Origin of the sequence: Streptomyces gobitricini (assembly GCF_039532985.1) — a bacterium.
GTDB classification, from domain to species: Bacteria; Actinomycetota; Actinomycetes; order Streptomycetales; family Streptomycetaceae; genus Streptomyces; species Streptomyces gobitricini.
In genome coordinates, this window is record NZ_BAAASR010000019.1 from 37657 (window position 1) to 62518 (window position 24862).

The 24862-nt window shown below is 73.1% G+C and carries 22 protein-coding genes, 5 tRNA genes and 1 pseudogene; 9 read left to right on the forward strand and 19 right to left on the reverse strand.

The features are described from left to right. Nucleotides 1-9: 9 nt before the first annotated feature. Both ABD347_RS18250 and ABD347_RS18255 read right to left on the reverse strand, forming a co-directional pair. Nucleotides 10-822: an aminotransferase class IV gene (locus ABD347_RS18250; protein WP_344362504.1), complete on the reverse strand. Its 813-nt coding sequence runs from the start codon at nucleotides 820-822 to the stop codon at nucleotides 10-12. Next, the gene (locus tag ABD347_RS18255) at nucleotides 819-1874 is read right to left on the reverse strand and encodes a chorismate-binding protein (protein WP_344362507.1); all 1056 of its coding nucleotides are present in this window, start codon (nucleotides 1872-1874) and stop codon (nucleotides 819-821) included. The genes ABD347_RS18250 and ABD347_RS18255 overlap by 4 nt, the downstream gene beginning before the upstream one ends. Before the next feature lie 145 nt (nucleotides 1875-2019). Here ABD347_RS18255 and ABD347_RS18260 point away from each other — a divergent pair. The 5 genes from ABD347_RS18260 (at nucleotide 2020) to ABD347_RS18280 (ending at nucleotide 2470) form a co-directional block, all read left to right on the forward strand. Next, a tRNA-Gly gene (locus ABD347_RS18260) sits at nucleotides 2020-2092 on the forward strand. A gap of 35 nt (nucleotides 2093-2127) precedes the next feature. Beyond that, nucleotides 2128-2201: transfer RNA gene (locus ABD347_RS18265), tRNA-Cys, on the forward strand. Nucleotide 2202: 1 nt separating this feature from the next. Further along, nucleotides 2203-2274: transfer RNA gene (locus tag ABD347_RS18270), tRNA-Val, on the forward strand. A gap of 19 nt (nucleotides 2275-2293) precedes the next feature. Then, nucleotides 2294-2365: transfer RNA gene (locus ABD347_RS18275), tRNA-Val, on the forward strand. A gap of 33 nt (nucleotides 2366-2398) precedes the next feature. Beyond that, nucleotides 2399-2470: transfer RNA gene (locus ABD347_RS18280), tRNA-Val, on the forward strand. A 56-nt stretch (nucleotides 2471-2526) separates the two neighbouring features. Here the strand turns inward: ABD347_RS18280 and ABD347_RS18285 are convergent. From ABD347_RS18285 to ABD347_RS18295, 3 genes are all read right to left on the reverse strand, one after another. After that, nucleotides 2527-2823 (reverse strand): TFIIB-type zinc ribbon-containing protein, encoded by a 297-nt coding sequence (locus ABD347_RS18285; protein ID WP_344362508.1) that lies wholly within the window; start codon nucleotides 2821-2823, stop codon nucleotides 2527-2529. A gap of 40 nt (nucleotides 2824-2863) precedes the next feature. After that, on the reverse strand, nucleotides 2864-3769 hold the full coding sequence (locus ABD347_RS18290) for a phosphotransferase family protein (RefSeq protein ID WP_344362611.1): 906 nt from the start codon (nucleotides 3767-3769) through the stop codon (nucleotides 2864-2866). Between the two features lie 659 nt (nucleotides 3770-4428). Further along, a complete protein-coding gene (locus tag ABD347_RS18295; protein WP_344362510.1) occupies nucleotides 4429-4635 on the reverse strand; it encodes a hypothetical protein in 207 nt (68 codons plus the stop codon). Between the two features lie 472 nt (nucleotides 4636-5107). Here ABD347_RS18295 and ABD347_RS18300 point away from each other — a divergent pair, with 472 nt between their 5' ends. Then, nucleotides 5108-6292 (forward strand): serine/threonine-protein kinase, encoded by a 1185-nt coding sequence (locus ABD347_RS18300; protein WP_344362513.1) that lies wholly within the window; start codon nucleotides 5108-5110, stop codon nucleotides 6290-6292. A 7-nt stretch (nucleotides 6293-6299) separates the two neighbouring features. On the opposite strand, the gene ABD347_RS18305 is transcribed toward ABD347_RS18300, so the two are convergent. The 9 genes from ABD347_RS18305 to ABD347_RS18345 form a co-directional block, all read right to left on the reverse strand. Beyond that, nucleotides 6300-7118, reverse strand: a complete 819-nt coding sequence (locus ABD347_RS18305; protein ID WP_344362514.1) for a TrmH family RNA methyltransferase — start codon at nucleotides 7116-7118, stop codon at nucleotides 6300-6302. 42 nt (nucleotides 7119-7160) lie between these two features. Further along, nucleotides 7161-8393, reverse strand: a complete 1233-nt coding sequence (gene cobA, locus ABD347_RS18310) for a uroporphyrinogen-III C-methyltransferase (RefSeq protein ID WP_344362517.1) — start codon at nucleotides 8391-8393, stop codon at nucleotides 7161-7163. 268 nt (nucleotides 8394-8661) lie between these two features. Beyond that, nucleotides 8662-12150 carry a nicotinate-nucleotide--dimethylbenzimidazole phosphoribosyltransferase gene (cobT, locus tag ABD347_RS18315; protein WP_344362519.1) on the reverse strand — a complete coding sequence of 1163 codons (3489 nt, stop codon included), beginning with the start codon at nucleotides 12148-12150 and terminating at the stop codon, nucleotides 8662-8664. Nucleotides 12151-12455: 305 nt separating this feature from the next. Beyond that, a complete protein-coding gene (gene cbiE, locus ABD347_RS18320) occupies nucleotides 12456-13661 on the reverse strand; it encodes a precorrin-6y C5,15-methyltransferase (decarboxylating) subunit CbiE (protein WP_344362520.1) in 1206 nt (401 codons plus the stop codon). A gap of 62 nt (nucleotides 13662-13723) precedes the next feature. After that, nucleotides 13724-14380 carry a GNAT family N-acetyltransferase gene (locus ABD347_RS18325; RefSeq protein ID WP_425575693.1) on the reverse strand — a complete coding sequence of 219 codons (657 nt, stop codon included), beginning with the start codon at nucleotides 14378-14380 and terminating at the stop codon, nucleotides 13724-13726. A gap of 238 nt (nucleotides 14381-14618) precedes the next feature. Further along, nucleotides 14619-15482, reverse strand: a complete 864-nt coding sequence (locus tag ABD347_RS18330) for a MetQ/NlpA family ABC transporter substrate-binding protein (protein WP_344362525.1) — start codon at nucleotides 15480-15482, stop codon at nucleotides 14619-14621. A 74-nt stretch (nucleotides 15483-15556) separates the two neighbouring features. Then, nucleotides 15557-16228 (reverse strand): methionine ABC transporter permease, encoded by a 672-nt coding sequence (locus tag ABD347_RS18335; RefSeq protein WP_344362528.1) that lies wholly within the window; start codon nucleotides 16226-16228, stop codon nucleotides 15557-15559. Next, nucleotides 16225-17274 (reverse strand): methionine ABC transporter ATP-binding protein, encoded by a 1050-nt coding sequence (locus ABD347_RS18340; protein ID WP_344362529.1) that lies wholly within the window; start codon nucleotides 17272-17274, stop codon nucleotides 16225-16227. The genes ABD347_RS18335 and ABD347_RS18340 overlap by 4 nt, the downstream gene beginning before the upstream one ends. 388 nt (nucleotides 17275-17662) lie before the next feature. Then, nucleotides 17663-18310 carry an HAD-IA family hydrolase gene (locus ABD347_RS18345; RefSeq protein WP_344362613.1) on the reverse strand — a complete coding sequence of 216 codons (648 nt, stop codon included), beginning with the start codon at nucleotides 18308-18310 and terminating at the stop codon, nucleotides 17663-17665. Nucleotides 18311-18383: 73 nt separating this feature from the next. Here ABD347_RS18345 and ABD347_RS18350 point away from each other — a divergent pair, with 73 nt between their 5' ends. Both ABD347_RS18350 and ABD347_RS18355 read left to right on the forward strand, forming a co-directional pair. Beyond that, nucleotides 18384-18743 carry a hypothetical protein gene (locus ABD347_RS18350; RefSeq protein WP_344362531.1) on the forward strand — a complete coding sequence of 120 codons (360 nt, stop codon included), beginning with the start codon at nucleotides 18384-18386 and terminating at the stop codon, nucleotides 18741-18743. Between the two features lies 1 nt (nucleotide 18744). Beyond that, a complete protein-coding gene (locus ABD347_RS18355; protein ID WP_344362532.1) occupies nucleotides 18745-19149 on the forward strand; it encodes a hypothetical protein in 405 nt (134 codons plus the stop codon). Here the strand turns inward: ABD347_RS18355 and ABD347_RS18360 are convergent. The 3 genes and pseudogenes from ABD347_RS18360 to ABD347_RS18365 all read right to left on the reverse strand — a co-directional run bounded on the left by ABD347_RS18360 (nucleotide 19127) and on the right by ABD347_RS18365 (nucleotide 21698). After that, nucleotides 19127-19609 (reverse strand): GNAT family N-acetyltransferase, encoded by a 483-nt coding sequence (locus ABD347_RS18360; RefSeq protein WP_344362533.1) that lies wholly within the window; start codon nucleotides 19607-19609, stop codon nucleotides 19127-19129. The genes ABD347_RS18355 and ABD347_RS18360 overlap by 23 nt on opposite strands. 38 nt (nucleotides 19610-19647) lie before the next feature. Beyond that, a pseudogene (locus ABD347_RS30720) lies at nucleotides 19648-20264 on the reverse strand (sigma-70 RNA polymerase sigma factor region 4 domain-containing protein). Between the two features lie 282 nt (nucleotides 20265-20546). Next, complete coding sequence (locus ABD347_RS18365; RefSeq protein WP_344362536.1) at nucleotides 20547-21698, reverse strand: glycerophosphodiester phosphodiesterase; 1152 nt, start codon at nucleotides 21696-21698, stop codon at nucleotides 20547-20549. A 287-nt stretch (nucleotides 21699-21985) separates the two neighbouring features. Here ABD347_RS18365 and ABD347_RS18370 point away from each other — a divergent pair, with 287 nt between their 5' ends. Continuing rightward, entirely contained in the window at nucleotides 21986-22615 is a 630-nt protein-coding gene (locus ABD347_RS18370; RefSeq protein ID WP_425575696.1) for a lysophospholipid acyltransferase family protein, read from the forward strand. Between the two features lie 86 nt (nucleotides 22616-22701). On the opposite strand, the gene ABD347_RS18375 is transcribed toward ABD347_RS18370, so the two are convergent. Together ABD347_RS18375 and ABD347_RS18380 are read right to left on the reverse strand one after the other, a co-directional pair. Beyond that, a complete protein-coding gene (locus ABD347_RS18375; protein WP_344362540.1) occupies nucleotides 22702-24246 on the reverse strand; it encodes an MFS transporter in 1545 nt (514 codons plus the stop codon). Beyond that, the gene (locus ABD347_RS18380; RefSeq protein ID WP_344362543.1) at nucleotides 24243-24794 is read right to left on the reverse strand and encodes a TetR/AcrR family transcriptional regulator; all 552 of its coding nucleotides are present in this window, start codon (nucleotides 24792-24794) and stop codon (nucleotides 24243-24245) included. Before ABD347_RS18380 ends, ABD347_RS18375 begins: the two co-directional genes overlap by 4 nt. Between the last annotated feature and the right edge of the window lie 68 nt (nucleotides 24795-24862).

Consider the following 24862-nt stretch of genomic DNA (forward strand, 5'->3'; position numbering starts at 1 on the left):
ACCACGGGCTCACATCTGTGCCGCGCGCTCCGCGAAGATCCGCATGGTCTTGGCGGTGACCGGCCCCGGCGCGCCGGGCAGCTCGCGCCCGTCCACCCGGTGGACGGCCTGGACGTCGCGGAGGGTGGAGGTCAGGAAGATCTCGTCGGCCCGCTCCAGGACGTCCATCGGCAGCTCGGTCTCCTGCGCGCCGGTCCATTCGACGGTCAGGGCCCTGGTGATGCCGGCGAGGCAGCCGGAGGTGAGCGGCGGGGTGTACAGCCGGCCGTCCAGCACGACGAAGACGTTGGAGCCGGTGCCCTCGCAGAGCCGCCCGACGGTGTTGGCGAACAGCGCCTCGCTCGCGCCCCGCTCGTGGGCGGCGGCGAGCGCGACGACGTTCTCGGCGTACGAGGTGGTCTTGAGCCCCGCCAGGGCGCTGCGTTCGTTGCGGGTCCACGGGACGGTGATCACGGCGGTGGTGTCGGGGCGGCGCGTGGTCTCGCCCAGGGCGACGACCAGGGTCGGGCCGGCGTCGCCCCGGTCGGACCCGAGCGGGGAGAGCCCTCCGGTGTACGTGATGCGCAGCCGGCCCAGCGGCATGGGGTTGGCCTCCAGCACAGCGGCGCACGCGCGGCGCACCTCGTCGAGGTCCGGGTCGGGCAGGCCGAGGCCGCGCGCGGAGCGGGTGAGCCGGTCGAGGTGGGGCTCCATCGCGAAGGGCCGGCCGTCCACGGACTTCAGCGTCTCGAAGACGCCGTCGCCCACGGTCAGGCCGTGGTCCAGTACGGAGACCCTGGCGGCGTCCGCGTCGAACAGCCCGCCGTTGACCCACAGCTTCATTTCCCGATGGTCCTTCCGCTCGCCCGGTACGTTCCCGACGCTACCGCGAGCAGCCGGGAGGCCTTCAGTTCGGTCTCGTCCCACTCGCGCTCGGGGTCGGACCCCCAGGTGATGCCCGCGCCGGTGCCGAAGCGCAGCAGCGCCCGGCCTTCGCCACGGTCGATCCAGAAGGTGCGTATGCCGACGGCCAGCTCGCCGGTGCGGCGGTCGGCGTCGACCCATCCGATGCCGCCGCAGTACGGCCCCCGGGGGGCGTTCTCCAGCGCCTCGATGATCCGCAGGGCGCTGCTCTTGGGCGCGCCGGTCACCGACCCGGGCGGGAAGGTGGCGTGCAGGAGGTCCTGCCAGCCAGCCTTGGGCGTCAGCTCGCCGCGCACGGTGGAGACGAGATGGACCAGGCCGGGGTGCGGCTCGACGGCGCAGAGCTCGGGGACGGTGACGGAGCCCGTGGCGCAGACCCGTCCGAGGTCGTTGCGGACCAGGTCGACGATCATCACGTTCTCGGCGCGGTCCTTGTCCAGGAGGTCCTGGGCGGTCCTGCCGGTGCCCTTGATGGGGCCGGACTCGACGGTGGAGCCGTCCCGCCGGAGGTAGAGCTCGGGCGAGGCGGTGGCGATCTCCACCCCGTGAGCGGGCAGCCGAATCGTTCCGGCATAGGGGGCCGGGTTGCCGCGCGCGAGAAGCGCGGTCAGCGCGTCCACATCGGCGGCCGGGTCCGGCAGCGGCGCGGAGAGCACCCGGCACAGGTTCGCCTGGTAGACCTCGCCGGCCGCGATGTGCTCCCGGATCCTCCGTACCCCCGCGGTGTACGCCGCGCGGTCGAGCGAGGACGTCCAGTCACCGGCGGCGGGCCCGCGCCAGCGTCCCGGCACCGGCGCGGGAACCGGGGCGGGGCGTACGTCACCGAAGCGGGCGCAGGTCAGGCGGCCCTCGAAGTCCGCGGAGACCGCCCAGAAGCCGGACGAGTCGAGAGCCCCGGGATCACTGGTGACATCCCGCAGGTCGGTTGCGACGAGGCCGCCGAAGCGGGCCAGAGGAGCGAGGTCGTGCACGCATGCGAGTCTAGGGCGGGGGCGGACGGGACGGCGCGGAGCGGGGTCGGCGCAGCACGCTGGGCAAACGCGTTTTTGTGCTGGCCCGGGAATCCGCTAGAGTTCAACACGTCGCCGGGACGCGGAAGCGGAACGGAAACGACAAGCGGACGTGGCTCAGTTGGTAGAGCATCACCTTGCCAAGGTGAGGGTCGCGAGTTCGAATCTCGTCGTCCGCTCGACGTGGGGGATCTTTCCCGACCCCCGCACTCCTGGTGGAGTGGCCGAGAGGCGAGGCAACGGCCTGCAAAGCCGTCTACACGGGTTCAAATCCCGTCTCCACCTCCAAGGACGATTAGCTCAGCGGGAGAGCGCTTCCCTGACACGGAAGAGGTCACTGGTTCAATCCCAGTATCGTCCACTGGATCTTCGGATCCCCCGCGCGATTAGCTCAGCGGGAGAGCGCTTCCCTGACACGGAAGAGGTCACTGGTTCAATCCCAGTATCGCGCACGCAGTGTCCATGATCCTGGATCGTGGTCCCGAGGACGATTAGCTCAGCGGGAGAGCGCTTCCCTGACACGGAAGAGGTCACTGGTTCAATCCCAGTATCGTCCACATGGTCCGGAGCCCCGGTCGCGTCTCGCGGCCGGGGCTCCGTCGTCGTCCCCCGCTCAGGACGAGAAGAGCATCCGCCCGAAGCCACGGCGGTGGCCGTGCTGGCCGTGCTGCCCGTGGTGCCCGTGGTGCGGAGCGCCCCAGGCGGGGGCGTGCGGAGCGGGAGCGGCCGGGTAGGCCTGAGGTGCCGGCGGGGCGGGCGGGGCCTGCTGAACCCACTGCGACTCCAGGCGGGTCAGGGCCTCCAGCTCGCCGTAGTCGAGGAAGATCCCCCGGCAGCCACCGCACTGCTCGATCTGGACACCGTTGCGGTTGTAGGTGTGCATGGGCGCATGGCACTTGGGACACTGCATGCTCGGCTCAACTCCTCGCCGTACGAATGGTGTGCTCACCCTACGACGCGGCTCCAGCGCCCAACTCCGGCGGGAGTGTCGCAATTCGGGCACAGGCGTCGACGACGCTCAGCTCGACGTCGTCCAAGTCCCGCTTACCGGTGGTGCACTTGGCGACGGCGAGGGCGGCCGTCTGCACGGTCAGCGCGCGGGCCGGCACATCGAGCCGGGGCCAGGGGTCGCCGTCGTCGGGTACGGCCGGGCCACCCGCCGCGCGGTAGGCGCCGAGGAAGCGGTCCCACACCTCGGGCGCCAGCAGACCGGCCGCGTACCAGGCCGCGGGGCGGGCCAGGTCCCAGGCGGGATCGCCCAGGCCGAGGTCGTCGACGTCGATGAGCAGCCAGGGGCCGCCGGCGGCCGGGTGGCGGACCAGCTGGCCGAGGTGGACGTCGCCGTGGCAGAGCGCGCCCTCGCCGGTCCAGGGCGCCTCGTCACGCGCCCAGGCGGGCAGACGGCGCCAGGCGGCGCGTACCGGGCCGGCGGCCGGGTGCGGACCGGCCGCCGCCATGCGCGCCACGGCCCGTGCCGCTTTGGCGGGGCCGCGCATCGCGGGCAGGCCGGGCAGCTTCCGGGGCGGTACGGAGTGCAGGCGCGCGAGCAGGGCGGCGGCCTCCTCCCAGGGCGCGGCGTCCGGGTTCTCGGGGTCGACGGGGCTGCCGTAGGGCCAGGCGCTCACGGGGCGGCCGTGCAGCTCCGGGGCGGTGACCGGGAGAGGCGGCAGGAGGATGCCCGCGAGGCGCGGGTGGGCGGCGACGGCGAGGCGGGCGCGGTGGGCCGCGGCCTCGGTGTCGGGGGCGTGCGCCTTGGCGACGGCCTCACCGTGCCGTACGACGGTGCCGTCGGGGCGGTCGGCCAGGACGGTGCCGGACGCGGACGTGCCGCAGGCGCGGCAGGTCTGATGGGGCACGGCGCGCCGGGCCACGGCGTCGAGCCCCCGCGTGAGGGCATCGGTCTGCTGCTGCACCCCCCGACCTTACGGGTGCGCTGCGCCCCGGCGAGGCCCGCGGGGTGCCGGCGGCGCGTGACCGGGTCGGTTTCCGCCGGTGGGCAAGGGCGGGGCCCCTCCGGGCTCACCTCCTCGCGGTCGGCGGGGCAACCACCCGCACTCGTCGCCGTTACTCGCCGCCGATCCTCCCCCTACGCCGGAGGCGTGGGGGGACCCAGCGGGGGCGACCCTGCACGGCCGTACTACGCAGAACGACTCGCCGTTCGGAATCCGGCCCGCGGACGGCATACGACCGGGGTGGAGCCGTGCAGGGTCGCCCCCGCAGGGGTTGGCGGCATCAGCAGGGCTCCCAACTGTCGTAACCCAAGGCCGCCGGCCCCGAGGAGGCGAGCCCGGAGGGGCCACACCCCACCACCCACCACCAGCCACCGACCGGCACCGGCCAGGGGCACCGGCCGCGGACCGGACCGAACAGGAACCGGCCGTCGCCCTCCGGACAAAGCGGTGGCCGGCAGCTCCCCAGCTGCCGGCCACCGCTGCCGTCCGCCGCACCCCCGTCCCCACGGGGTTGTTGGCCGGATGTCCCGACCCGGGCCGCTCTCCCGGGTCCGGGGCGCCGCTCAGCGCCCCAGCATCACGCCCACGGACGACGCCTGTGTGACCACCGCTTCCCAGCCGCCGAAGGCGACCACCAGGAGCGCGGCCAGCGGGAGAACCATCGCCGTCGCCACCAGCGGGTGACGTCGGCCGGACGGGCGGTCGCCGAACGAGGCGTACGCCTTCCGTCCCCGCGTGCGGATCATCGTCCGCGTTGCCGTGTCCGCCATGGTCCCTCTCCCGTCGATTCCAGCAGCGGCGGGTGTCCAACCTCGGGGGACGAGTACCGCACCCGCCGCTTGACCTCAACATTAGGGAAGCGGCGGGTCCGGCACGTCATGCCCGCGTACCCTTTGCCGGGCCTCCCGGAGGATGAGCCGTCGACGAGCGGCGTACTCCCCTGGGTGGAGACGGGCCTCCGGAGGTCAGGGGTCCTCCGGAGGGGCCGGAGGGACGGGTGACGTCCCTCACGTCCGGTCCGCCCCTCCGTACGGCCCGTCAGCACGGAGAGCCAACGCCCCTGAGGGCGGCGGTCATTGGGACTTCGACCGGGCCCGCCGCCCCCGGCGGCACCGACAATCGATCGGCCCGCGAGGGCGCGGCCTATGAGCGCGCCGGGGCGCGGGTACGTAAGCTGTGCCACGTCAAACGGACACCGGTGCAGCGAGGGTGGGGCCTCCCCACCGTAGGTAGGGGACGGACATGGCGATGATGCGGCTCCGGCGCGAGGACCCGCGTGTCGTCGGCTCATTCCGGCTCCACCGGCGACTCGGCGCGGGCGGCATGGGGGTCGTGTACCTCGGGTCCGACCGGCGCGGGCAGCGGGTGGCACTGAAGGTGATCCGGCCGGATCTCGCCGAGGACCAGGAGTTCAGGTCGCGCTTCGCGCGCGAGGTGTCGGCCGCGCGGCGGATCCGCGGCGGATGCACGGCCCGGCTGGTGGCGGCTGATCTGGAGGCCGACCGGCCCTGGTTCGCCACCCAGTACGTGCCGGGCCCCTCCCTGCACGACAAGGTCGCCGAGGACGGCCCGCTGTCCGCGGCCGACGTGGCGGCCATCGGCGCGGCGCTCTCCGAGGGGCTGGTCGCCGTCCACGAGGCCGGGGTGGTCCACCGGGACCTGAAGCCGTCGAACATCCTCCTCTCCCCCAAGGGCCCGCGGATCATCGACTTCGGGATCGCCTGGGCGACCGGCGCCTCCACGCTCACCCACGTGGGCACGGCGGTGGGCTCCCCCGGCTTCCTCGCACCCGAGCAGGTGCGGGGCGCGGCGGTGACCCCGGCGACGGACGTCTTCGCGCTGGGCGCGACCCTGGCGTACGCGGCCATGGCGGACTCGCCCTTCGGGCACGGCAGTTCCGAGGTGATGCTCTACCGGGTGGTGCACGAGGAGCCGCAGCTGCACGGCGTGCCGGACGCGCTCGCGCCGCTCGTACGGGCCTGTCTGGCCAAGGACCCGGAGGAACGTCCCAGCACCCTGCAACTGTCCATGCGGCTGAAGGAGATCGCCGCCCGTGAGGCGCAGGGGCTCTCCGACGTGCGGCCGCCGGCGGCGCGGCCGGCCGCCAGGCCCGTGGACGACCGGCCCACGGGGCGGCTGACCGAGCGTTACACGGAGCGGACCGCGAAGGAACGCGCCCAGCGCACGCCCGCGCCCGGCGCGCGGGGCGCGCAGGCTCCCCGCGCCTCGTCGCCACGCAACCCGGCACGCCCGCCGTCGCGGACGGGTGGCGGCCGGACGGCTTCGAGGCCCGGGGTGCGCACGGGAGCGGGGAGCCCGCGCCGTCCCGCCAACCCGCGGTTGCTGCGGCAGCGGATCTTCGTCTTCGTGGTGGTGACGCTGATCGTGCTGCTGGGCATCGCGGCGGCGCAGGGCCTTCAGGGCTAGCGGCCGGTCAGGACCGCGGGCGGCCGGTGGCCACCGCGTAGAAGGCGACCGCGGCCGCCGCGCCCACGTTGAGCGAGTCCACGCCGTGGGCCATCGGGATGCGTACCCACTCGTCGGCCGCCATCAGCGCCTTGGTGGTGAGGCCGTCCCCCTCCGCGCCCAGCATCAGGGCGACCCGCTCCAGGCGGTGCGGGGCGGCCGCGTCGATGCTCGTGGCCTTCTCGTCGGGGGTCAGGGCGAGCAGCTTGAAGCCCGCCTCCCGTACCGCCTCCAGGCCTCGGGGCCAGGTGTCGAGGCGGGCGTACGGTACGGAGAAGACGGCGCCCATCGAGACCTTCACCGACCGGCGGTAGAGCGGGTCCGCGCAGTCCGGGGACAGCAGGACGGCGTCCATGCCGAGGGCGGCGGCGCTGCGGAAGACGGCACCGATGTTGGTGTGGTCGTTCACGCCCTCCATGACGACCACCCGGCGGGCGGCCGCGAGCAGTCCGTCGGCCGCGGGCAGCGGCTTGCGCTGCATGGAGGCGAGGGCCCCGCGGTGCACGTGGTAGCCGGTGACACGTTCGGCGAGGTCCGGTGTCACCGTGTACACGGGCGCCGGGACCTCGTCGATGACGTCCCGCATGGCGTCGACCCATTTGGCGGACAGCAGCATCGAGCGCATCTCGTACCCGGCCTGCCGGGCGCGGCGGATGACCTTCTCGCCCTCGGCGATGAACAGGCCCTCGGCGGGCTCGCGCCGGCGGCGCAGTTCGACGTCGGTCAGGCCGGTGTAGTCCCGCAGGCGCGGGTCGTCGGGGTCGTCGATGGTGAGGAGATCGGCCACGGGATGATTGCTGCCTTGTCCGGTGCGGGGTGCCAACGGGGGTTACGCGGTGCTCTTGTGGGGGCCCTCGGCGACGACCGGGCCGATGACGATGACGGCGGGCGGGCGGACGTCCTCCGCCGCGACCCGCTCGGCCACCGTGGCGAGCGTCGCGTCCACGCGCCGCTGGGAGGCCGTCGTCCCCTCCTGCACCAGCGCGAGCGGGGTGTCGGGGGCCTTGCCGTGCGCCATCAGCGCCTCGGCGATCGCGCCGATCTTGTCGACGCCCATCAGGACGACGAGGGTGCCGGTCAGTTTGGCGAGCGACGCCCAGTCGACGAGCGAACGCGGGTCGTCGGGCGCGACATGGCCGCTGACCACGGTGAACTCGTGTGCCACGCCCCGGTGGGTGACCGGGATGCCGGCCGCTCCGGGGACGCTGATCGAGCTGGAGATCCCGGGCACGACGGTGCACGCGATGCCCGCCTCGGCGAGCGCCTGCGCCTCCTCCATCCCCCGGCCGAACACGAACGGGTCGCCGCCCTTGAGCCGCACCACGGACTTGCCGGTCTTGGCGTGCTCGATGAGGGCGTTGTTGATGGCCTCCTGGGCCATGAACCGGCCGTACGGGATCTTCGCCGCGTCGATCACCTCGACGTGCGGCGGCAGCTCGTCGAGGAGGTCGCGCGGGCCGAGGCGGTCGGCGATGACGACGTCGGCCTCGGCGAGCAGGCGCCGGCCGCGCACGGTGATCAGGTCCGGGTCGCCGGGACCGCCGCCGACCAGGGCGACGAACGGGGTGCGGGCACGGTGGTGCGGCGCGGCGATCGAACCGTCGCGCAGGCCCTCGACGATGGCGTCCCGCACGGCGGCGGAGCGGCGCGGGTCGTGGCCGGTGAGGACGGCGACGGTGACGCCTTCGCTCCGGCCGGTCGCCGGGGTCCAGGCGGTGGCGGCCTCGGCGTCGTCGGAGCGTACACACCAGGTGCGGGTCCGCTCGGCCTCGGCGGAGGCACGGGCGTTGGCCTCCGGGTCGGTCGCGGCGATCAGCGCGTACCAGGCGCCGGTCAGGTCCCCGTCCTCGTACCGGCGCTTGATCCAGGTGATCTCACCGGCCTCCGCCATGGCCTCGACGGACGGCGTCGCGGACGGCGAGACCAGGGTGATGTCGGCGCCGGCCGCGATGAGGGCGGGGAGGCGGCGCTGGGCGACCTGGCCGCCGCCGATGACGACGACGCGGCGCCCGGTCAGGCGCAGTCCGACGGGGTAGGCGGGGTGCTCGGCGTTCTCGGCCATGGCGGTGCGGCTCCTCGGCGAGGCGGTGGTGCGGTGTGCGGAGCCGCTGCGACGGTGAAGCGGCTGGTGGGGCGGGGGCGGGGCGGCGCTGGGGACGCTGCCGACCACGATACGGTGCGGCCTGCCGGGCGGTCGCGGGGCGGTGCTGCTGGTGCCCGGGAGGGCCGGTTCGTCGCGGCCGGGCGTGGCGGCGGCGCCTGCCGGAGCCGGCGGACGGGTGGGTGTGGGGGACCTGGTCCCCCACACCCGTCGCCGGCTCCGGAGTCGTCTACTTCTCGGTGACGCCCGCCGAGTCGAACGTCGCCACCTCGTGCATCGCGCGGGCCGCGCTCTGGATCACCGGGAGGGCCAGCAGGGCGCCGGTGCCCTCGCCCAGGCGGAGGTCGAGGTCCACCAGGGGGCGGAGGCCCAGCTTGTTGAGGGCCGCCATGTGACCCGGCTCCGCGCTGCGGTGGCCCGCGATGCAGGCCGCCAGCGCCTCGGGGGCGATGGCCCTGGCCACCAGGGCCGCGGCGCCCGCGCTGACGCCGTCGAGGACGACGGGCGTACGCAGCGAGGCGCCGCCCAGGATGAAGCCGACGAGCGCCGCGTGCTCCAGGCCACCGAGGGCGGCGAGGACGCCGATGGGGTCGGCGGGGTCCGGTTGGTGCAGGTCCAGCCCGCGCCGGACGACGTCCACCTTGCGGGCGTGCATCTCGTCGTTGATGCCGGTGCCCCGGCCGGTGACCTCCGCCGGGTCGACGTCCGTGTAGACGGAGATCAGCGCGGCGGACGCGGTGGTGTTGGCGATACCCATCTCGCCGGTCAGGAGCCCCTTGTTGCCCGCCGCCACCAGGTCCCGGGCCGTCTCGATGCCGACCTCGACGGCGGCGAGGACGTCCTCACGGCTGAGGGCCGGGCCGGTGGTGAAGTCGGCGGTGCCGGGGCGCACCTTGCGCGGCAGGAGACCAGGGGTGGCGGGCAGGTCGCCGGCGACGCCGACGTCGACGACGCAGACCTCGGCACCCACCTGGTTGGCGAACGCGTTGCAGACCGCGCCGCCGCCCAGGAAGTTGGCGACCATCTGGGCCGTCACCTCCTGGGGCCAGGCGGTGACTCCCTGGGCGTGCACCCCGTGGTCGCCCGCGAAGATCGCGACGGCCGCGGGCTCGGGGATGGGCGGCGGGCACATCCGGGAGAGGCCGGAGAGCTGGGCGGAGATGATCTCCAGCATGCCGAGCGCACCGGCGGGCTTGGTCATCCGCTTCTGCCGCTCCCACGCCTCGCCGAGCGCCTTGGCGTCGAGCGGGCGGATGTTGGAGACGGTCTCCTGAAGCAGGTCGTGCGGCTCCTCCCCGGGGAGGGCGCGGCGGCCGTACGTCTCCTCGTGGACGACCCACGACAGCGGGCGGCGCTTGGACCAGCCCGCCTGCATCAGCTCGGGCTCCTCCGGGAACTCGTCGACGTACCCCACGCAGAGGTACGCGACGACTTCGAGATGCTCGGGCAGACCGAGGGCGCGGACCATCTCGCGCTCGTCGAAGAAGCTGACCCAGCCGACGCCGAGACCCTCGGCACGGGCGGCGAGCCACAGGTTCTCGACGGCGAGGGCGGAGGAGTACGGCGCCATCTGCGGCTGCGTGTGGCGGCCCAGGGTGTGCCGGCCGCCCCGGGTGGGGTCGGCGGTGACCACGATGTTGACCGGGGTGTCGAGGATCGCCTCGATCTTCAGTTCCTTGAACTGCTTGGCCCGGCCCTTGGGCAGCGACTTCGCGTACGCCTCGCGCTGGCGCTGGGCGAGCTCGTGCATGGTGCGCCGCGTCTCGGCGGAGCGGATGACGACGAAGTCCCAGGGCTGTGAGTGGCCGACGGACGGTGCCGTGTGGGCGGCTTCGAGGACCCGGAGGAGGACCTCGTGCGGGATCGGGTCGCCGCGGAAGCCGTTGCGGATGTCCCGGCGTTCGCGCATGACGCGGAGTACGGCCTCGCGCTCGACGTCGTCGTAGCCCGGGGCCGGTGCGCCGTGGCCGGTGGCGCCCGGGGCGGTGGTGGCTTCCGGGACGGTGGCGTCCGGGGCGGTGGCGGTGGCCGGGGTGTCGGTGCCTTCGGTGCCGTCCGGGGCGGGCACGGTGTCCGTGCCTTCGGTGCCGTCCGGGGCGGGCGCGGTGTTCGGGGCGGCCTCGGCGTCCGGGGCGGTCGTGGGGGCGGCGTCCGGGGCGGTCGCGTCGGCCGCTGGCTCCACGGGCGTTTCCGCCTCCGCCGCCTCGGGCTGCTCCGCCGCGATCACGGCGGCGGGCCCGGCTGCCACCGGCTGCTCGGGCGCGGTGAGCTGTTCGGGCGCGGGCTGCTCGACGGCGACCGGCTGCTCCGTGACGACCGGCTGCTCGGCCACCGGCTCGGGGGCGGCCGCCTCGGCGGGCGCCGGCTGGGCGGGGGGCACGGGCTCTGCGGCCGGCTGCTCGGCCGGCACCGGCTGCTCGGGCTCGGCCACCACGACGACCGGTTCGGCGACCGGTTCGGCGGGGGCGGGTTCCGCGGCCGCCGGCTCGTCGGGGGCCGCGGCCGGCTCGGAGGCGGCGGCGGCCTCGGCAGCCGGCACGGGCTGCTGAATGGGCTCCGTCACGGCCGGGGCTCCGCCGTCGCGAGGCGCCGGAACGGTCACGGCGACGTCCGGTACGGGTTCCGGGGCTACGGCGACCGCTTCCGGGGCGGGACCCGGGGCCGGCTCCGGGGCCTGCTCGGGAGCCGGCTCGGCGGCGGGCTCCTGGGCGGCGGGCGGCGTGGGGGCGAGGTGCGGTGCGGTCGGGACCGAGCCCTCGACCGGCACGAACTGCCCGGTCGGCGCGGGCGCCGACTCCGGGTCCCGGTCGGGGTCCGGAACGACCGTTTCTGCTCCGGCGGGCGGCGGTGTCTGAGGCGCCTGTGGCTGCGGGGACCACGGCTCCGCGCTCTGCGGCGGCAGTTCCCCGAGCTGCGGGCCGGGCAACACGGACGCCGGCTCCTCGCGTGGCACGTCCAGGTACTCCAGGCCGCCCGAGGTCGCCGGGCCGGGGTTCGCGGGCCCCCGGTCGGCGAGCGAGCGGACCACCCCGCCCGAGGTGTCCGGGACCGGCGGGCCCATGTGGAGCGGACGACGCGAGGGCGCCGTGGCCTGAACCTGGGCCTGGGCAGGCTCGGCGGTCGCGGCCGGGGCCTGCTCGGGCAGCCGTACGCCGGACAGGTCGACCGACCCGGAGTCACGGCCACCGGCCTCGTGCGCGCCGGCCTCGTGGACCGCGTGCTCGTGCTCCACGGGTCCGTGCCCCACCGGCTCGGGCCCGAAGGGCTCGGGCGCGGCCGGGGCGTGCGTGCCCACGGCGGCGTGCGTGCCCACGGCGGCCTCGCGCACTGCGGCCTCGTAGCCGGGCGCGGGCGGCTCGTACCCGGTCGGCTCGTACCCGGGCGCGGTCGGCTCGTGCGTCATCGGCGCCGTCTGCTCGACCGGGTCGTACCCCGCCTGCTGCGCCAGCTGCTCGGCGACCACCGCGGCGCCCACCGGGTCCACCGCCGGCGGGATCGTCGGGGGCATCGCCATGGAGGCGTGCGCCGGGGCGGCGCCGGCGTGCGGCTCGCTCCAGGCGCCCTGCGAGCCCGGCATCAACAGCAGGTCGTCGTCCTCGACGGTGTTCTCGGAGGGGTCCAGGAAGGTGTACGCGCCCGGAGCGGGGATGCCCGGCTGCTCCACCATGCCTGCGTTCTCCGGCTGTCCCTCGCCCGGGACCTGGCCGGTGTCAGTCATGCGTACCCCTCGCCCATCGGTTGTGCTCCTTCAGACCGTCGCCCGCCAACAAGAACGAGCATGCGCGCCGCGCGGCACGAACGGCACGCGGACATCACGTATTCTCGCGGCCTTCTGCCGCCGTGGCAGCGGGATCCGCCGCCGTCGGCTGTGGACTGCGCCACGTTGCGCACCCCCCGGTAACGCCGTACCACACCGGGGACCCTAAGAGGTCCCTTTTTTCCGGACATTGACGAACCCGTCGTCGAACACCCGGCCGCCGTACAACGATCGGCCAGCCTACCTGCCGTCCCGTAGTGACATGGTCACGGGGAGGGCGCCGGCCTGCGCCCGGCCAGCAGGAACACGACCGAGCGGTCGCGTTCCGTCCAGGCGCCCGGGTCGAGTTCCACGGACTGGAGGAGGGCGCACTCGACCGCGTATCCGCCCTCCGCCAGGACCGCGCCGATGGCCTCGGCCTCGTCACGGGTGGTCGCGTGCGCGACGATCCGTTCGGGGCGGCGGTCCACGCAGGCGGTGACGACGGCCGCTCCCCCGCCCCCCACACGGACCACGTCCGGTTCGGGCAGCCGCTCCAGCACGTGCGGCGCGCGTCCCACCACGGTCTGGACCTGCACGCCGAAGTGGCGTGCCGCGGCCTCGGTACGGGCGCAGGCGGCCGGGTCCTCGTCGACCGCGATCACGGCCGCTCCGAAGCGTGCGGCCTCGACGGTCAGCGCCCCGGCGCCGCAGCCGATGTCCCACACGAGGTCGCCGGTGCGCGGGCCGAGGCGGGCGAGCTGCCCGGCGCGGAGCCCGGCCGACTCGCCGGTGCCGAGGTCACCGCCGTACACGTGCGCGGGCAGCCCCCAGCCGCGTACCGCTCCGAGGTCCTGGCCCATCAGCCACCCGCCGCCCTGTGCGACGGCGGCGCCGCCGATGACGATGACCACGTTGGGGTCGCGCCAGGCGTGGTCGGCGGCTTTGTCGGAGGTGAGGACGGTGACCTGCTCGCGCTCGGTGCCGAGTTCCTCGCAGATGACGAAGGTGCGGTGGACGCCGTCGAGGAGGAGGGCGAGTTCGGCGGGACCGGCGCCCGGGGAGGTGAGGACGGCGACCTTGGGGTGGGCCCGGCACACGTTGACGGCGCGGCGCAGCGTTCGGCTGTGGGCGACGACGATCCTGGCGTCGTCCCACGGCATGCCGGCGCGGGCGAAGGCGGCGGCGACGGAGGAGACGGCGGGCACCACTTCGACCTCCAGGCCGTACTGGGGTGCGCGCAGGGTGCGGACCACGCCGAAGAAGCCGGGGTCGCCGTCGGCGAGGACGACGGCGGTGCCGCGGTGGCCGGCGATGCGGCGGGCGGCGAGGTCGACGCTGCCGAGTCGGACGCGTTCGGCGGTGGGCGGGACTTCCGGGAGCGCCAGGTGGTGGCCGGCTCCGGCCACCAGGGTGGCGGCCGAGAGGGCGGACCTGGCGGCCGTGGTGAGGGGCGAGCCGTCCCAGCCGATCACCGTGACCCGGTCGGCCATCTTCGTCTGTCTCCTGGGATGTTGGTGGAGGTCGAGGGGAACGCTGGTGAGCGTACCGGGTCTCAGTTCCAGTCCGTGAACGAGGAGTAACCGGTGTCGGCGAGCTGGTCGGCGACACCTTCCAGGTCCTCGGGGAGCAGGCTCCAGACGATCAGGTCGGTCCTGGTGTCGGTCCAGCCGCCTTCGGGGTCGTCGTCGGGGCGGGTGCGCGCTATCCAGGCGTTGCGCAGCACGCCTTCGCTGATGCAGCCGATCTTCTGGGCGACCTGCTGGGAGGCGGTGTTGTCGGCGGCGGTGCGCAGTTCCAGGCGCTCGAAGCGCTGGTCGCGGAAGAGCCATCGGGCGACGGCAAGGACGGACTCGGTGGCGTAGCCCTCGCCGCGGGCCCAGGGGGCGGTGATGTAGGCGACTTCGGTGGCACGGGTGTGCCAGTTGGTGTTCTGGAGGCGGATGGTTCCGACAAGGCGCTGGGTGAGGAACTCGGTGACGGCGAGGACGACGCCGCGGCCCTCCGTGCGCTCCGCAGGAGCGATCCTGCGCACCCATTCCTCGGCGTCCGCCGCGGTGTACGGGTGGGGCGCGGAGGTCCACGCCACGACCATCTCGTCGTTCATCATCTCGATGTGCGCGGCGATGTCCGCGTCCTCGTAGGGGCGCAGCACCAACCGTTCCGTGCTGATGGAGATGTCCGGAAAGGTGGTAGTCATGCGCAGCTCCATGCCGGGGACCGTCCGTAAGGCCGTGAACGCACAGCATGCAGCATGCAGTCGGTCATGTGCAGGGCGGGCCGGTACGGATTCGTCGATACGGATACGTCGACACGGCGAGGCATCGAGGGGGCGGCACCTCGATGGGGCGACCGCCGAACCGTCGATGCGTCGATGCGTCGATGCGTCGACATGGCGGAGGCCCCGCGCGCCGGGTGGGGTGCGCGGGGCCGGGACGCCGGGGCGGGGGTTACTTCACCGCGCCGAAGGCGGGGACGATGGAGCCGTCCTTGTAGGTGTCCTCGATGTACTTCTTCACCTCGGGCGAGTTGAGGAGCTCGACGAGCTTGCGCACGCGCGCGTCCTTCTCGTTGCCCTTCTTGACGGCGAGGAAGTTGGCGTACGGGTTGCCCTCTGCCTTCTCCAGCGCGAGGGCGTCCTTGGCGGGGCTGAGCCTGGCCTCGATGGCGTAGTTCCCGTTGATGACGGCCGCGTCGACGTCGTCCAGGGCGCGGGGCACGGTGGCGGCCTCCAGCTCCTTGAACTCGAGGCCCTTCTTGTCCTCGATGTCGGACAGCTTCCCGTTGGCGCCGACGCCGTCCTTGAGGGTGATGACGCCGTTGTCGGCGAGCAGCTTGAGGGCGCGGCCGCCGTTGGTGGTGTCGTTGGGGACGGCGACGGTCCGGCCGGGCTTGAGGTCCTTGAGGGCCTTCAGCTTCTTGGAGTAGAGGCCGAGGGGCTCCAGGTGGACGTTGACGACCGGGACGATGGTGGTGTCGTTCTTCTTGTTGAAGTCGTCCAGGTACGGCTTGTGCTGGAAGTAGTTGGCGTCCACCTGGCCGCTCTGGGTGGCGGTGTTCGGCAGGACGTAGTCCGTGAACTCCTTCACCTCCAGCTTGAGGCCGGCCTTCTCCGCGAGGTTGTCCTTGACGTAGGTCAGGATGTCGGCGTGCGGTGTGGGGGACGCGGCGACCACGAGCGGCTCGGACGCGTCGGCCTTGCCGGAGCCGCCCTTGGAGGAGGACGGGTCGGAGGCCGTCCCACAGGCGGTGAGGCCGAGGGCGAGGGCGGTGATGGTGGCGAAGGCGCTGGTGAGCTTGATGTTCTTACGCACGAAAAGTGCCTCTTTCTGGTGGTGCGGACGACACCCGGACAAGGAGTGCGGGCTGTTCTTCGGGAGGGGGGTGGTCAGGAAGCGGCGCGGCCGCGACGGGCGAGCAGGCGTACGGCCCCGTCGCCGATGAGCTGGACGATCGTGACGATGACGATCAGCAGCACCACGGTGATGAGCATGAACTCGGTCTCGAAGCGCTGGTACCCGTAGGTGATGACCTTGGAGCCGAGCCCCTCGCCACCGACCGCGCCGGCCAGTGCCGAGTAGCTGATCAGAGTGATCACCGTGGTGGTCAGCGCGGCGACAAGGGACGGCAGGGCCTGCGGGAGCAGCGCCTTCCACACGATCGTCGGGATGCCACCGCCCATGGACTGGACGGCTTCGACCAGACCGGGGTCGACCTCGCGGATCGCGGTCTCGACCAGGCGCGCGAAGAACGGGATGGCGCCGATGGACAGCGGCACGATCATCGCGGTCGGGCCGATGAAGGTGCCGACGACGAGGGTCGTGAAGGGGATCAGGGCGACCAGCAGGATGATGAAGGGCAGCGAACGGCCGACGTTGACGATCGCTCCGATGACCTTGTTCACCGGGCGGTTCTGCAGCAGTCCGCCCTTGTCGGTCAGGACGAGGAGGATGCCGAGCGGGAGTCCGCCGAGGACGGTGACCACGGTGGACCACAGCACCATGTAGAGCGTGTCGATGGTGCCCTGCTCCAGCAGGGGTCGCATCTCTTCCCAGGTCACTTCGCGATCTCCTTGGCCAGGCCCTGCGCGGGCACGTGCGCTACCTCGTCGACGACCTCCACCTGGAGGCCCTGCTCCCGCAGGAAGCCGACCGGGACGACGTTCTCCTCGTAACGGCCGGGCAGCTCGATGCGCATGCGGCCGATCTGCCTGCCACCGACCGTGTCCATGGCGGCGCCCAGGATCGAGATGTCGATGTTGTACGTACGGGAGAGCTGGGAGATCACCGGCTGGGTGGCGGCCTCGCCGTGGAACGTGACGTCGATGACCGTGCGGTCGGCGCCGGAGGCCTCGCCGGTCACCGGGAACAGTTCACGGGCCAGCTCCGAGCCGGGGGTGGCGAGCAGTTCGGCGACGGTGCCGGACTCGACGACGCGGCCCTTCTTCATCAGGGCGGCGGAGTCGCAGATCTGCTTGACGACGTCCATCTCGTGGGTGATGAGCAGGACGGTCAGGCCGAGCTGCCGGTTGAGGTCGCGCAGCAGTTGGAGGATGGAGCGGGTGGTCTCGGGGTCCAGCGCGCTGGTGGCCTCGTCGGAGAGCAGCACCCTGGGGTTGCCGGCCAGCGCCCGGGCGATGCCGACACGCTGCTTCTGGCCGCCGGAGAGCTGGCCCGGGTAGGCCCTGGCCTTGTCGGCGAGGCCGACGAGGTCGAGGAGTTCGAGGGCGCGGCGGGAGCGCTCGGCGCCGGCGACGCCGAGGATCTCCAGGGGCAGCTCGATGTTGTCCTGGACGGTGCGCGAGGACAGCAGGTTGAAGTGCTGGAAGACCATGCCGATGCGGCTGCGCGCCCGGCGCAGGTCCCTCCCGGCGCGGCGGCCGCGTCCGGCGAGCGCGGTGAGGTCGGTGCCGTCGACCGTCACGGTGCCGGAGGTGGGGCGCTCCAGGAGGTTGACGCAGCGGATGAGCGAGGACTTGCCGGCGCCGCTCTGTCCGATGACGCCGAAGACCTCGCCTTCGCGGACATGCAGGTCGACGCCGTCCAGAGCGGTGACCTGGCGGCCTCGCGACTCGTAGACCTTGGTCAGGCCCGTAGTGGTGATCACAGGGGTTTCCGTCACTGTCGAGTGCACGGCGCGGTGTCCGCCGGGCACGGGGCATTCGTCGTCCGACGCGCGGCACGGCTGGTCCCGGCCGGTGGGCCGGGGAGCGGCACGTGCGCGGGGCAGGCGTGGTCCGTCCGATCGCGTACGGAGCACGGCGTGGCTGTCGGGTCTCGCTTCGGGGCGCGAGGCTCGGGCGGGGGCCCTCAGAAGGCGCACATTCGACACATACAACGAGCACCGGGCGTCGTCATCGCCTCGGTCGCAAGGGTGCGGCTGCTCGTCGTGGTCATGCGGGCCAGTAAACCAGACGCCTCGCCGGAGCCCGGATGGCTGTCCGAATAGCGGACGCCTTGCCTTCGGTATGCGGACCCATCCGGGGCGGACGGGCTCAGGGGGCCGCGTCGATCTCCACTCCGTCCGCCGTGGCACGGGCGGTCACCCGGGAGAGGTCGGTGACGACGACATCGGCCACCAGGTCACCGCGATCGTGCGTCGTGGCCAGGGCCACGGTCCGCATCCCGGCGGCGCGGCCGGCCGCCAGCCCGGCGGGGGCGTCCTCGAAGACCACGCAGCGCGCCGGGTCGGCGCCGAGCCTCGCGGCGGCGAGCAGGTAGGGCTCGGGGTCGGGCTTCCCGCGCGTGATGTCGTCGGCGGCGATCACGACCGGCGCGTCGATCCCGGCCTCGCGCAGCCGGGCCTCGGCGAGCGGCCTGGTGGCGGAGGTGACCACGGCCCAGCGGTCCGCCGGCAGGGAGGCGAGCAGCTCCTTCGTGCCGGGCAGCAGCTCCACGCCGCCGGGTACGTCCTCGACCTCCAGCCGCTCGATACGGGCCAGGGCTCCGGGTATCCGGTCGGCGGGCAGCAGCTCGGCGATGATGTCGACGGCCGGGCGGCCGTGCAGCTCGACGCGGGCGAAGTCCTCCGCCGCGATGCCGTACTCCTCGGCCCACCGGGTCCAGCAGCGGTGGACGGACTCCAGGGAGGAGACGAGGGTTCCGTCGTTGTCGAACAGCAGGGCTTCGGCGTCGATCCTCATGGTCATGGAGCCTACGTTTCCGCTACCGGGGGCGGTCGCACCGGGTCTTTTGGCCCGTAATAGTCTCGGGCGCATGCTTGACGCCCTGACGGTCGCGATCGCCGTGGCCGCGCTCGCCCTCGCCGCCTGGTGCGGCTTCGCCGCGTACCGGGACCAGCCGACGAAGGACTGGCACTTCATCGGCATGGCGGTGGTGTCGGCGCTGGCCCTGTTGCAACTGGTGGTCGGCGTCGTCCAGCTGGCGCGGGGTGAGAAGGCCGACGAGGGCACCGCGATCTTCCTCGCGTACCTGATCGGCGCGGTGTGCGCGGTGCCGGCGGCGGGCTTCCTGTCACTGGCGGAGCGGACCCGATGGGGATCGGCGACCGTCGCGGCCGGCGCGGTGGTGCTGGCGGTGCTGGAAGTACGCCTCTACGACATCTGGACGGGCTGAGATGGCGGGGCGTGGTCTGGCGCGGGGTCCCGGCCTGCTGCTGGTGTGGCTGTACGGGGTGATGTCGGTGGGCGCGGTGTCGCGGTCGGTGCTGCAGATCGCGACGGAGTTCGACCGGGCGCCGCTGGCGTACACGCTGTCGGCCCTGGCGGCCGTGGTGTACGTGTTCATCACCTACACGCTGGTGCGTGGCGGGGAGACGGCCCGCAAGGCGGCGCTGGTGTGCTGCGCCGCCGAGCTGGTGGGCGTACTGACCGTGGGCACCTGGACGCTGGCCGCCCCCGGCGCCTTCCCGGACGCCACGGTCTGGTCCGACTACGGGTACGGGTACGTCTTCATCCCGGTGCTGCTGCCGGTGACCGGGATCGTGTGGCTGCGGAAGGCTAAGCGGCCTTCTCCAGCGTGACGAGGGTGAGGCGCGGGCCCACGTCGCGGGTGGCGACGGTTTCGTACCCCTTCCTGCGGTAGAGGCGCAGGTTGGCCTCGCTGCGGTGGCCGGTGAGGAGCTGGAAGCGCTTGGCGGCGGGGGACCGGTCGGCGGCGAAGTGCTCCTCGATGGCGTCGAGGAGGCGGCCGCCCAGCCCGTGGCGGCGGAGGCGCGGGTGGACGATGAGCCTGCCGATGGTGGCGGTGCCGGTGTCGTCCAGTACGCCGCGTACGGAGGCGATGACCTCGTCGCCGAGCCGGGCGACGAGGGCGTGGCCACGGTCGAGTTCGGCCTTCAGGTCGTCGAGCGACTGGGTGAGGGGCTCGATGCCGTAGTCGCCGTAGAGCTCGGCCTCACCCTGGTAGCACAGGTACTGCAGCTTGAGGATATGTTCGGCGTCCTGCGCGCTTGCCGCTGAGATGGTCACGCTCATGCCCATGTATGCATGCCTCCGGCTCACCTGTCCGCCCTGTGGGTCTACCGCTCCTTTCCCCGATGTCCAGGAACGGCAACCTCTGCCGCGAGAGCATTCTGCGCAGGCATCCCAGGCAACGGGAACGCATTGGGCCCAAACTGCCTTGTGAGATACCCAACTCTCCTGCGATTTCTCGGTAGGTGGGGTCGCTGGGCGACAACATCGCAGCCAGCAGGCGCCGGCAGTGGACGGGCGTGCGGGCGACGGCGGTACGCAGCGCCCGGCGCCGTTCGGCGACGAGCGCGGCGTGCTCCGGTTCTGTGTCCGACACGGGGTCGTGGGTGTAGGGCAGTTCCCGTACGACGGTCCGCCGGGCGCGGCGGGCTTCGGCGCGGACGGCGCGGCGCAGCCAGTCGGCGGGCCGGCGGGGCACGCCGGGGCCGCCGTCGAGGCGCTCCAGGAGCCTGAGCCAGACGGCTTGTTCGAGGTCGCCGGGCTCGACGCCGGCCGCCGCGGCCTCCGCCGCCGACTCGGCGGCGAGCAGCCCGGTGAGGGCGCCGACGAGTTCGGCCGGGGTGGCGGGGGCGGTTCCGGGGCCGGGGTCGGGGCGGGAGCGGGGGTCGGGGCGGGGGGCGGGGTCGGGGTGGGCGCGGGGGTGCGTCTCTTCGGGGGGCGTCATGCCGCGAACGACACGGCACGGCCGCCCGGTGGTTGCCGACGCCTCCCGAAACCCCCCATCCGGGCGACTTCCGGAGCCGTGTGCTGACGCCGGCGGGCCCAACATCGCGGCTGCCGGGCCGGCAGCCGCGATGTTCGGGCACCGCGGTGAGTTGGGCACGTGGTCCCGGCGCGGGTGTCCGGGGGGCGGGTGGTGGCGTGTGGGTCCGGTGCAGGTGCTGGCGCTTGGTTCGGGGGCCGGGGCGCGAGCGGCCGGGGCGCGGGGGCGCGCCCCGGCGCCGCGTCAGCGGGCGGCGCGGAAGTCCGCCGCGGCCAGCAGGCCGGTGTCCGGCTGGTCGGTGAAGATGCCGTCGATACCGGTGGCGAAGTACGCCTGGTACGCGCCGAAGACGTCCCCGTACGCCGCCGGGTCCGTGCCGCGGCGGAAGTCGGACGGCAGGAAGCTGTTCTCGTTGCGCAGCGTGTAGGGGTGGAGGACCAGGCCCCTGGCGTGCGCGTCGCGCACCAGCGTGGTCGGCCGGCCCAGCTTGCCGTCCTTGTCCTTCGGGACGACCAGGTCCAGCAGGGGGCCGATGCCCTGGGCGTAGGACGCGATCCACTTCAGGCCCTCGGGCGTGATCAGGTCGGCCACGGTCCGCGGGTCGCCCGTCTCGCGGAAGTCCCAGGGCCGGTCGTCCGCCGTCCAGAGCAGGACGACGCGCGGCGTGGAGACGAGCTTCGCCATCCGCCGCATGCTGGTGGGCTCGAACGACTGGAGGAACGTGGGCGAGTCCGCGCCGTGGCGTCCGTACCGCCGCAGCAGCCTGGCCAGCGGCTCCTCGAGGGCGAGGCCGAGCTTGCGGAAGTAGGTGGGGTGCTTCGTCTCGACGTACAGCCAGACCGGGCGGCCGCGGCGGCGGCCCTCCTTCTCCGCCCAGCGCAGCACCTCCTCGAAGGTCGGTATGGCCCAGCGCCCGTCGTAGACGGTGTTCTCCTGACGGATGCCGGGGATGCGCTCCTTGGCGCGGAGCGTCTTCAGCTCCGCGAGGGTGAAGTCCTCGGTGAACCAGCCGGTCAGCACGGTGCCGTCGACGGTCTTGGTGGTCCTGCGGGAGGCGAACTCCGGGTGGTCGGCGACGTCGGTCGTCCCGGTGATGTCGTTCTCGTGGCGGCAGACCAGGTGGCCGTCCTTGGTGGGGACGAGGTCCTGCTCGATGACGTCCGCGCCCATGTCGAGGGCGAGCTGGTAGGAGCCGAGGGTGTGCTCGGGGCGGTACCCGCTGGCGCCGCGGTGTGCGATGACCGTCGGGACGGGCAGGCGCGGGTGCGCGCCCGGGGGGCGTCCGTGCGCCTGCGCGGCGGTCGCGCCCGCGCCCGCGGAGAGGGCGGCCGAGCCGAGGACCGCCGCTCCCAGCACGGTCCGTCGGCCGGGACTCCTGTGCGCACCCTGTGTCATGAAGGCTCCTTCGTGAACAATTCTCGGTCTTTCGTCCGACGGCCGGACGGCCGTCTGGCAAGGGCCCGATCGTAGGCAGCGGTGCCTTACGTACGGGAGACCCCGGAAGAACGCGGGGAAAACGCGCGTCAACACCGTGTATCGACCCGGTCAACCCGGTGTGCGCCCGGGTGGGACCCACGAGTATCGTCCTCACCTGCACATACTGGTCACGTACGTGGTCGGCTACTTCGACGGAGGACTCGTTGTCCCGCTTCGCGCTCATCAAGGCAGTGCTCGGCCCGGCCATGCGCCTGATGTTCCGCCCACAGGTGGAGGGCGCAGAGAACATCCCCGGCGACGGGCCGGTCATCCTGGCGGGCAATCACCTGACGTTCATCGACTCGATCGTGCTGCCGATCGTGTGCGACCGGCAGGTCTTCTTCATCGGCAAGGACGAGTACGTCACGGGCAAGGGCCTCAAGGGCCGGCTGATGGCGTGGTTCTTCACCGGGGTCGGCATGATCCCGGTGGACCGGGACGGCGCGAACGGTGGCGTGGCCGCGCTGATGACGGGGCGCCGGGTGCTGGAGAAGGGCAACCTCTTCGGCATCTACCCGGAGGGCACCCGCTCCCCCGACGGCCGCCTCTACCGTGGCCGCACCGGGATCGCGCGCCTCACCCTGATGACGGGCGCGCCGGTGGTGCCGTTCGCGATGATCGGCACCGACAAGCTCCAGCCGGGCGGCGCGGGCCTCCCCCGCCCGGGCCGGGTGACGGTCCGCTTCGGTGAGCCGATGGAGTTCTCGCGCTACGAGGGCATGGACCGTGACCGGTACGTGCTGCGGGCGGTGACTGACTCGGTGATGGCCGAGGTGATGCGGCTGTCCGGCCAGGAGTACGTGGACGTGTACGCCACCAAGGCGAAGGCGGCGTAACGGCTCGAGGGGCACCGCCCCGTACGGCGAAAGGGCCGCACCCTCTCCGGGTGCGGCCCTTCGCCGTGGGCGGGCGGCTCCGGTGCCTACGGGTGCTCGACGCCCTCCTCCAGCTTCTGACCCCGGAGCAGGAACCAGGCCGCGACCGCGGTCGCCAGCAGGACCGCCGCGCCGGCCCCGGCCGCGATGCGCAGGCCCTCGACGAAGGCGTCCTGCGCGGCGGTGACCAGCGCCCCGGCCGTCGCGTCCGGCAGGCCGCCGGACGCCTCCACCGCGCCGCCCAGCGATTCGTGCGCCGCCGCCGAGGTGGCCGCGGGGACGCCCGGCGGGCTGACGAAGTCGCTGTAGACGCCGGTGACGATGGAGCCGAGGACCGCGATACCGAGCGCCGCGCCGAGTTCGTACGCCGTCTCGGACACCGCCGACGCGGCGCCCGCCTGTTCGCGCGGCACGCTCGACAGGATCACGTCGGCGGTCACCGTGAACGCGAAGCCCGCGCCGACGCCGACGACCAGCAGGGACGCGCCGAGCACCGGGTAGCCGGTGGACCGGTCGAGCAGGGTCAGCACGGCGAGTGCGAGGCCCACCGCGGCGAGACCGCCCGACACCACCGACCGCACCGAGAAGCGCCGGGCGACGTTGCCCGCGATCAGGCCGGCCGTCACCGCTCCGACGGCGGCGGGCAGTTCGGCCAGGCCCGCCTCCAGGGGAGAACGCCCCTGGACCAGCTGGAGGAACTGGGAGAGGAAGAACACCAGCCCGGAGAGGCCGAGGATGGTCAGCAGGTCGGCGAGCACCGCACCGGAGAAGCCCCGGTGGTGGAAGAGGCGCATGTCGAGCAGCGGTGCCTCCAGCCGGAGCTGGCGCCGTACGAACCAGGCCATCGCGGCCACGCCGATGACGGCGGCGGCGGCCATGTCGGCGCGCAGCCCGTGCGCGGCGGCTTCCTTGACCGCGTACACCACGCCGATCATGCCGACCAGCGACAGGGCGACGCTGAGCAGGTCCCAGGGGCCGGGGGCGGGGTTCTTCGACTCGGGGATGTACTTCAGGCCGACGAGGACGAGGACCACCATCACCGGCAGGTTGATCAGGAAGACCGAGCCCCACCAGAAGTGTTCCAGCAGGAACCCGCCGACGACCGGTCCCACCGCCGCGCCCGCGGATGCCATGGCTCCCCAGATGCCGATGGCGAGGCTGCGCTCGCGCGGGTCGTGGAACAGGTTGCGGATGAGCGCCAGCGTGGAGGGCATGAGGGTCGCGCCGGCGACGCCGAGCAGGGCGCGGGCGACGATCATCATTTCGGGGCTGGTGGCGTACGCGTTCAGGACGGAGACAGCGCCGAAGGCGACGGCGCCGGTCAGGAGGAGCTTCTTGCGGCCGACGCGGTCGCCGAGGCTGCCCATGGAGACGAGCAGTCCGGCGATGACGAAGGAGTAGACGTCGCCGATCCACAGCAGCTGTGTACCGGTCGGCTTGAGGTCCTCGCTCAGGAACGGGGTCGCCAGACCGAGCACGGTGGCGTCGACGGCCACCAACAGCACGGCCAGGACCAGTACGGCGAGTGCCAGCCAGCGGCCCGGGCGGCGCGAAACCTCCGATTCCTTGGTGAGGTGATCGGTACGGGTCATCGTTCCACGCTCCTGCGTGCTCCACCGAGCAGCAACTCGGTGATCATGTACTGGAAATCCTTGCCGGCGACCCGCCCGTCCTGCACGGCCCAGGCACAGGTGCCGATGAGGCCGTAGAGCGCCTCGGTGAGCCAGGCGGGCGTGAGGTCGATCCGGAACTCGCCCTCCTCCTGGCCGCGCCGGAAGAGCGCGGCGACCCGGGCGTCGAGGCGGGCCCAGCCCTCGTTCATCTGGTCGCCCTCGAAGAGCTGGTTCTCGGTGACGAGGAACGCGAGCAGCCCGGCGACCGGCTCCAGCCCGGCGATGAGCCGGCGCAGCGCCTCCTCGGCTGTGCCGTCGTCGACCCGGGCAGCCTCGATGGCCGCATCGAACTCCTGGATTCCGAGTGCCTCCAGCGCCCTGACCAGCGCGTCCCGCCCGGCGAAGTGCCGGTGCAGGGTCGCGCGGCCGATGCCGGCGGCGCGGGCGACCTCGTCCATGGTGGCGGTCGCCTTACGGGAGAGGAGGGCTGCGGCGGTGCGCAGCACCTGTTCGCGATCGACGGTCATGAGACAACGATAACCCAATTGAGACATCAATGTCTCATTCAAGACCCCGTCGGGCCCCTAGAGGGCGG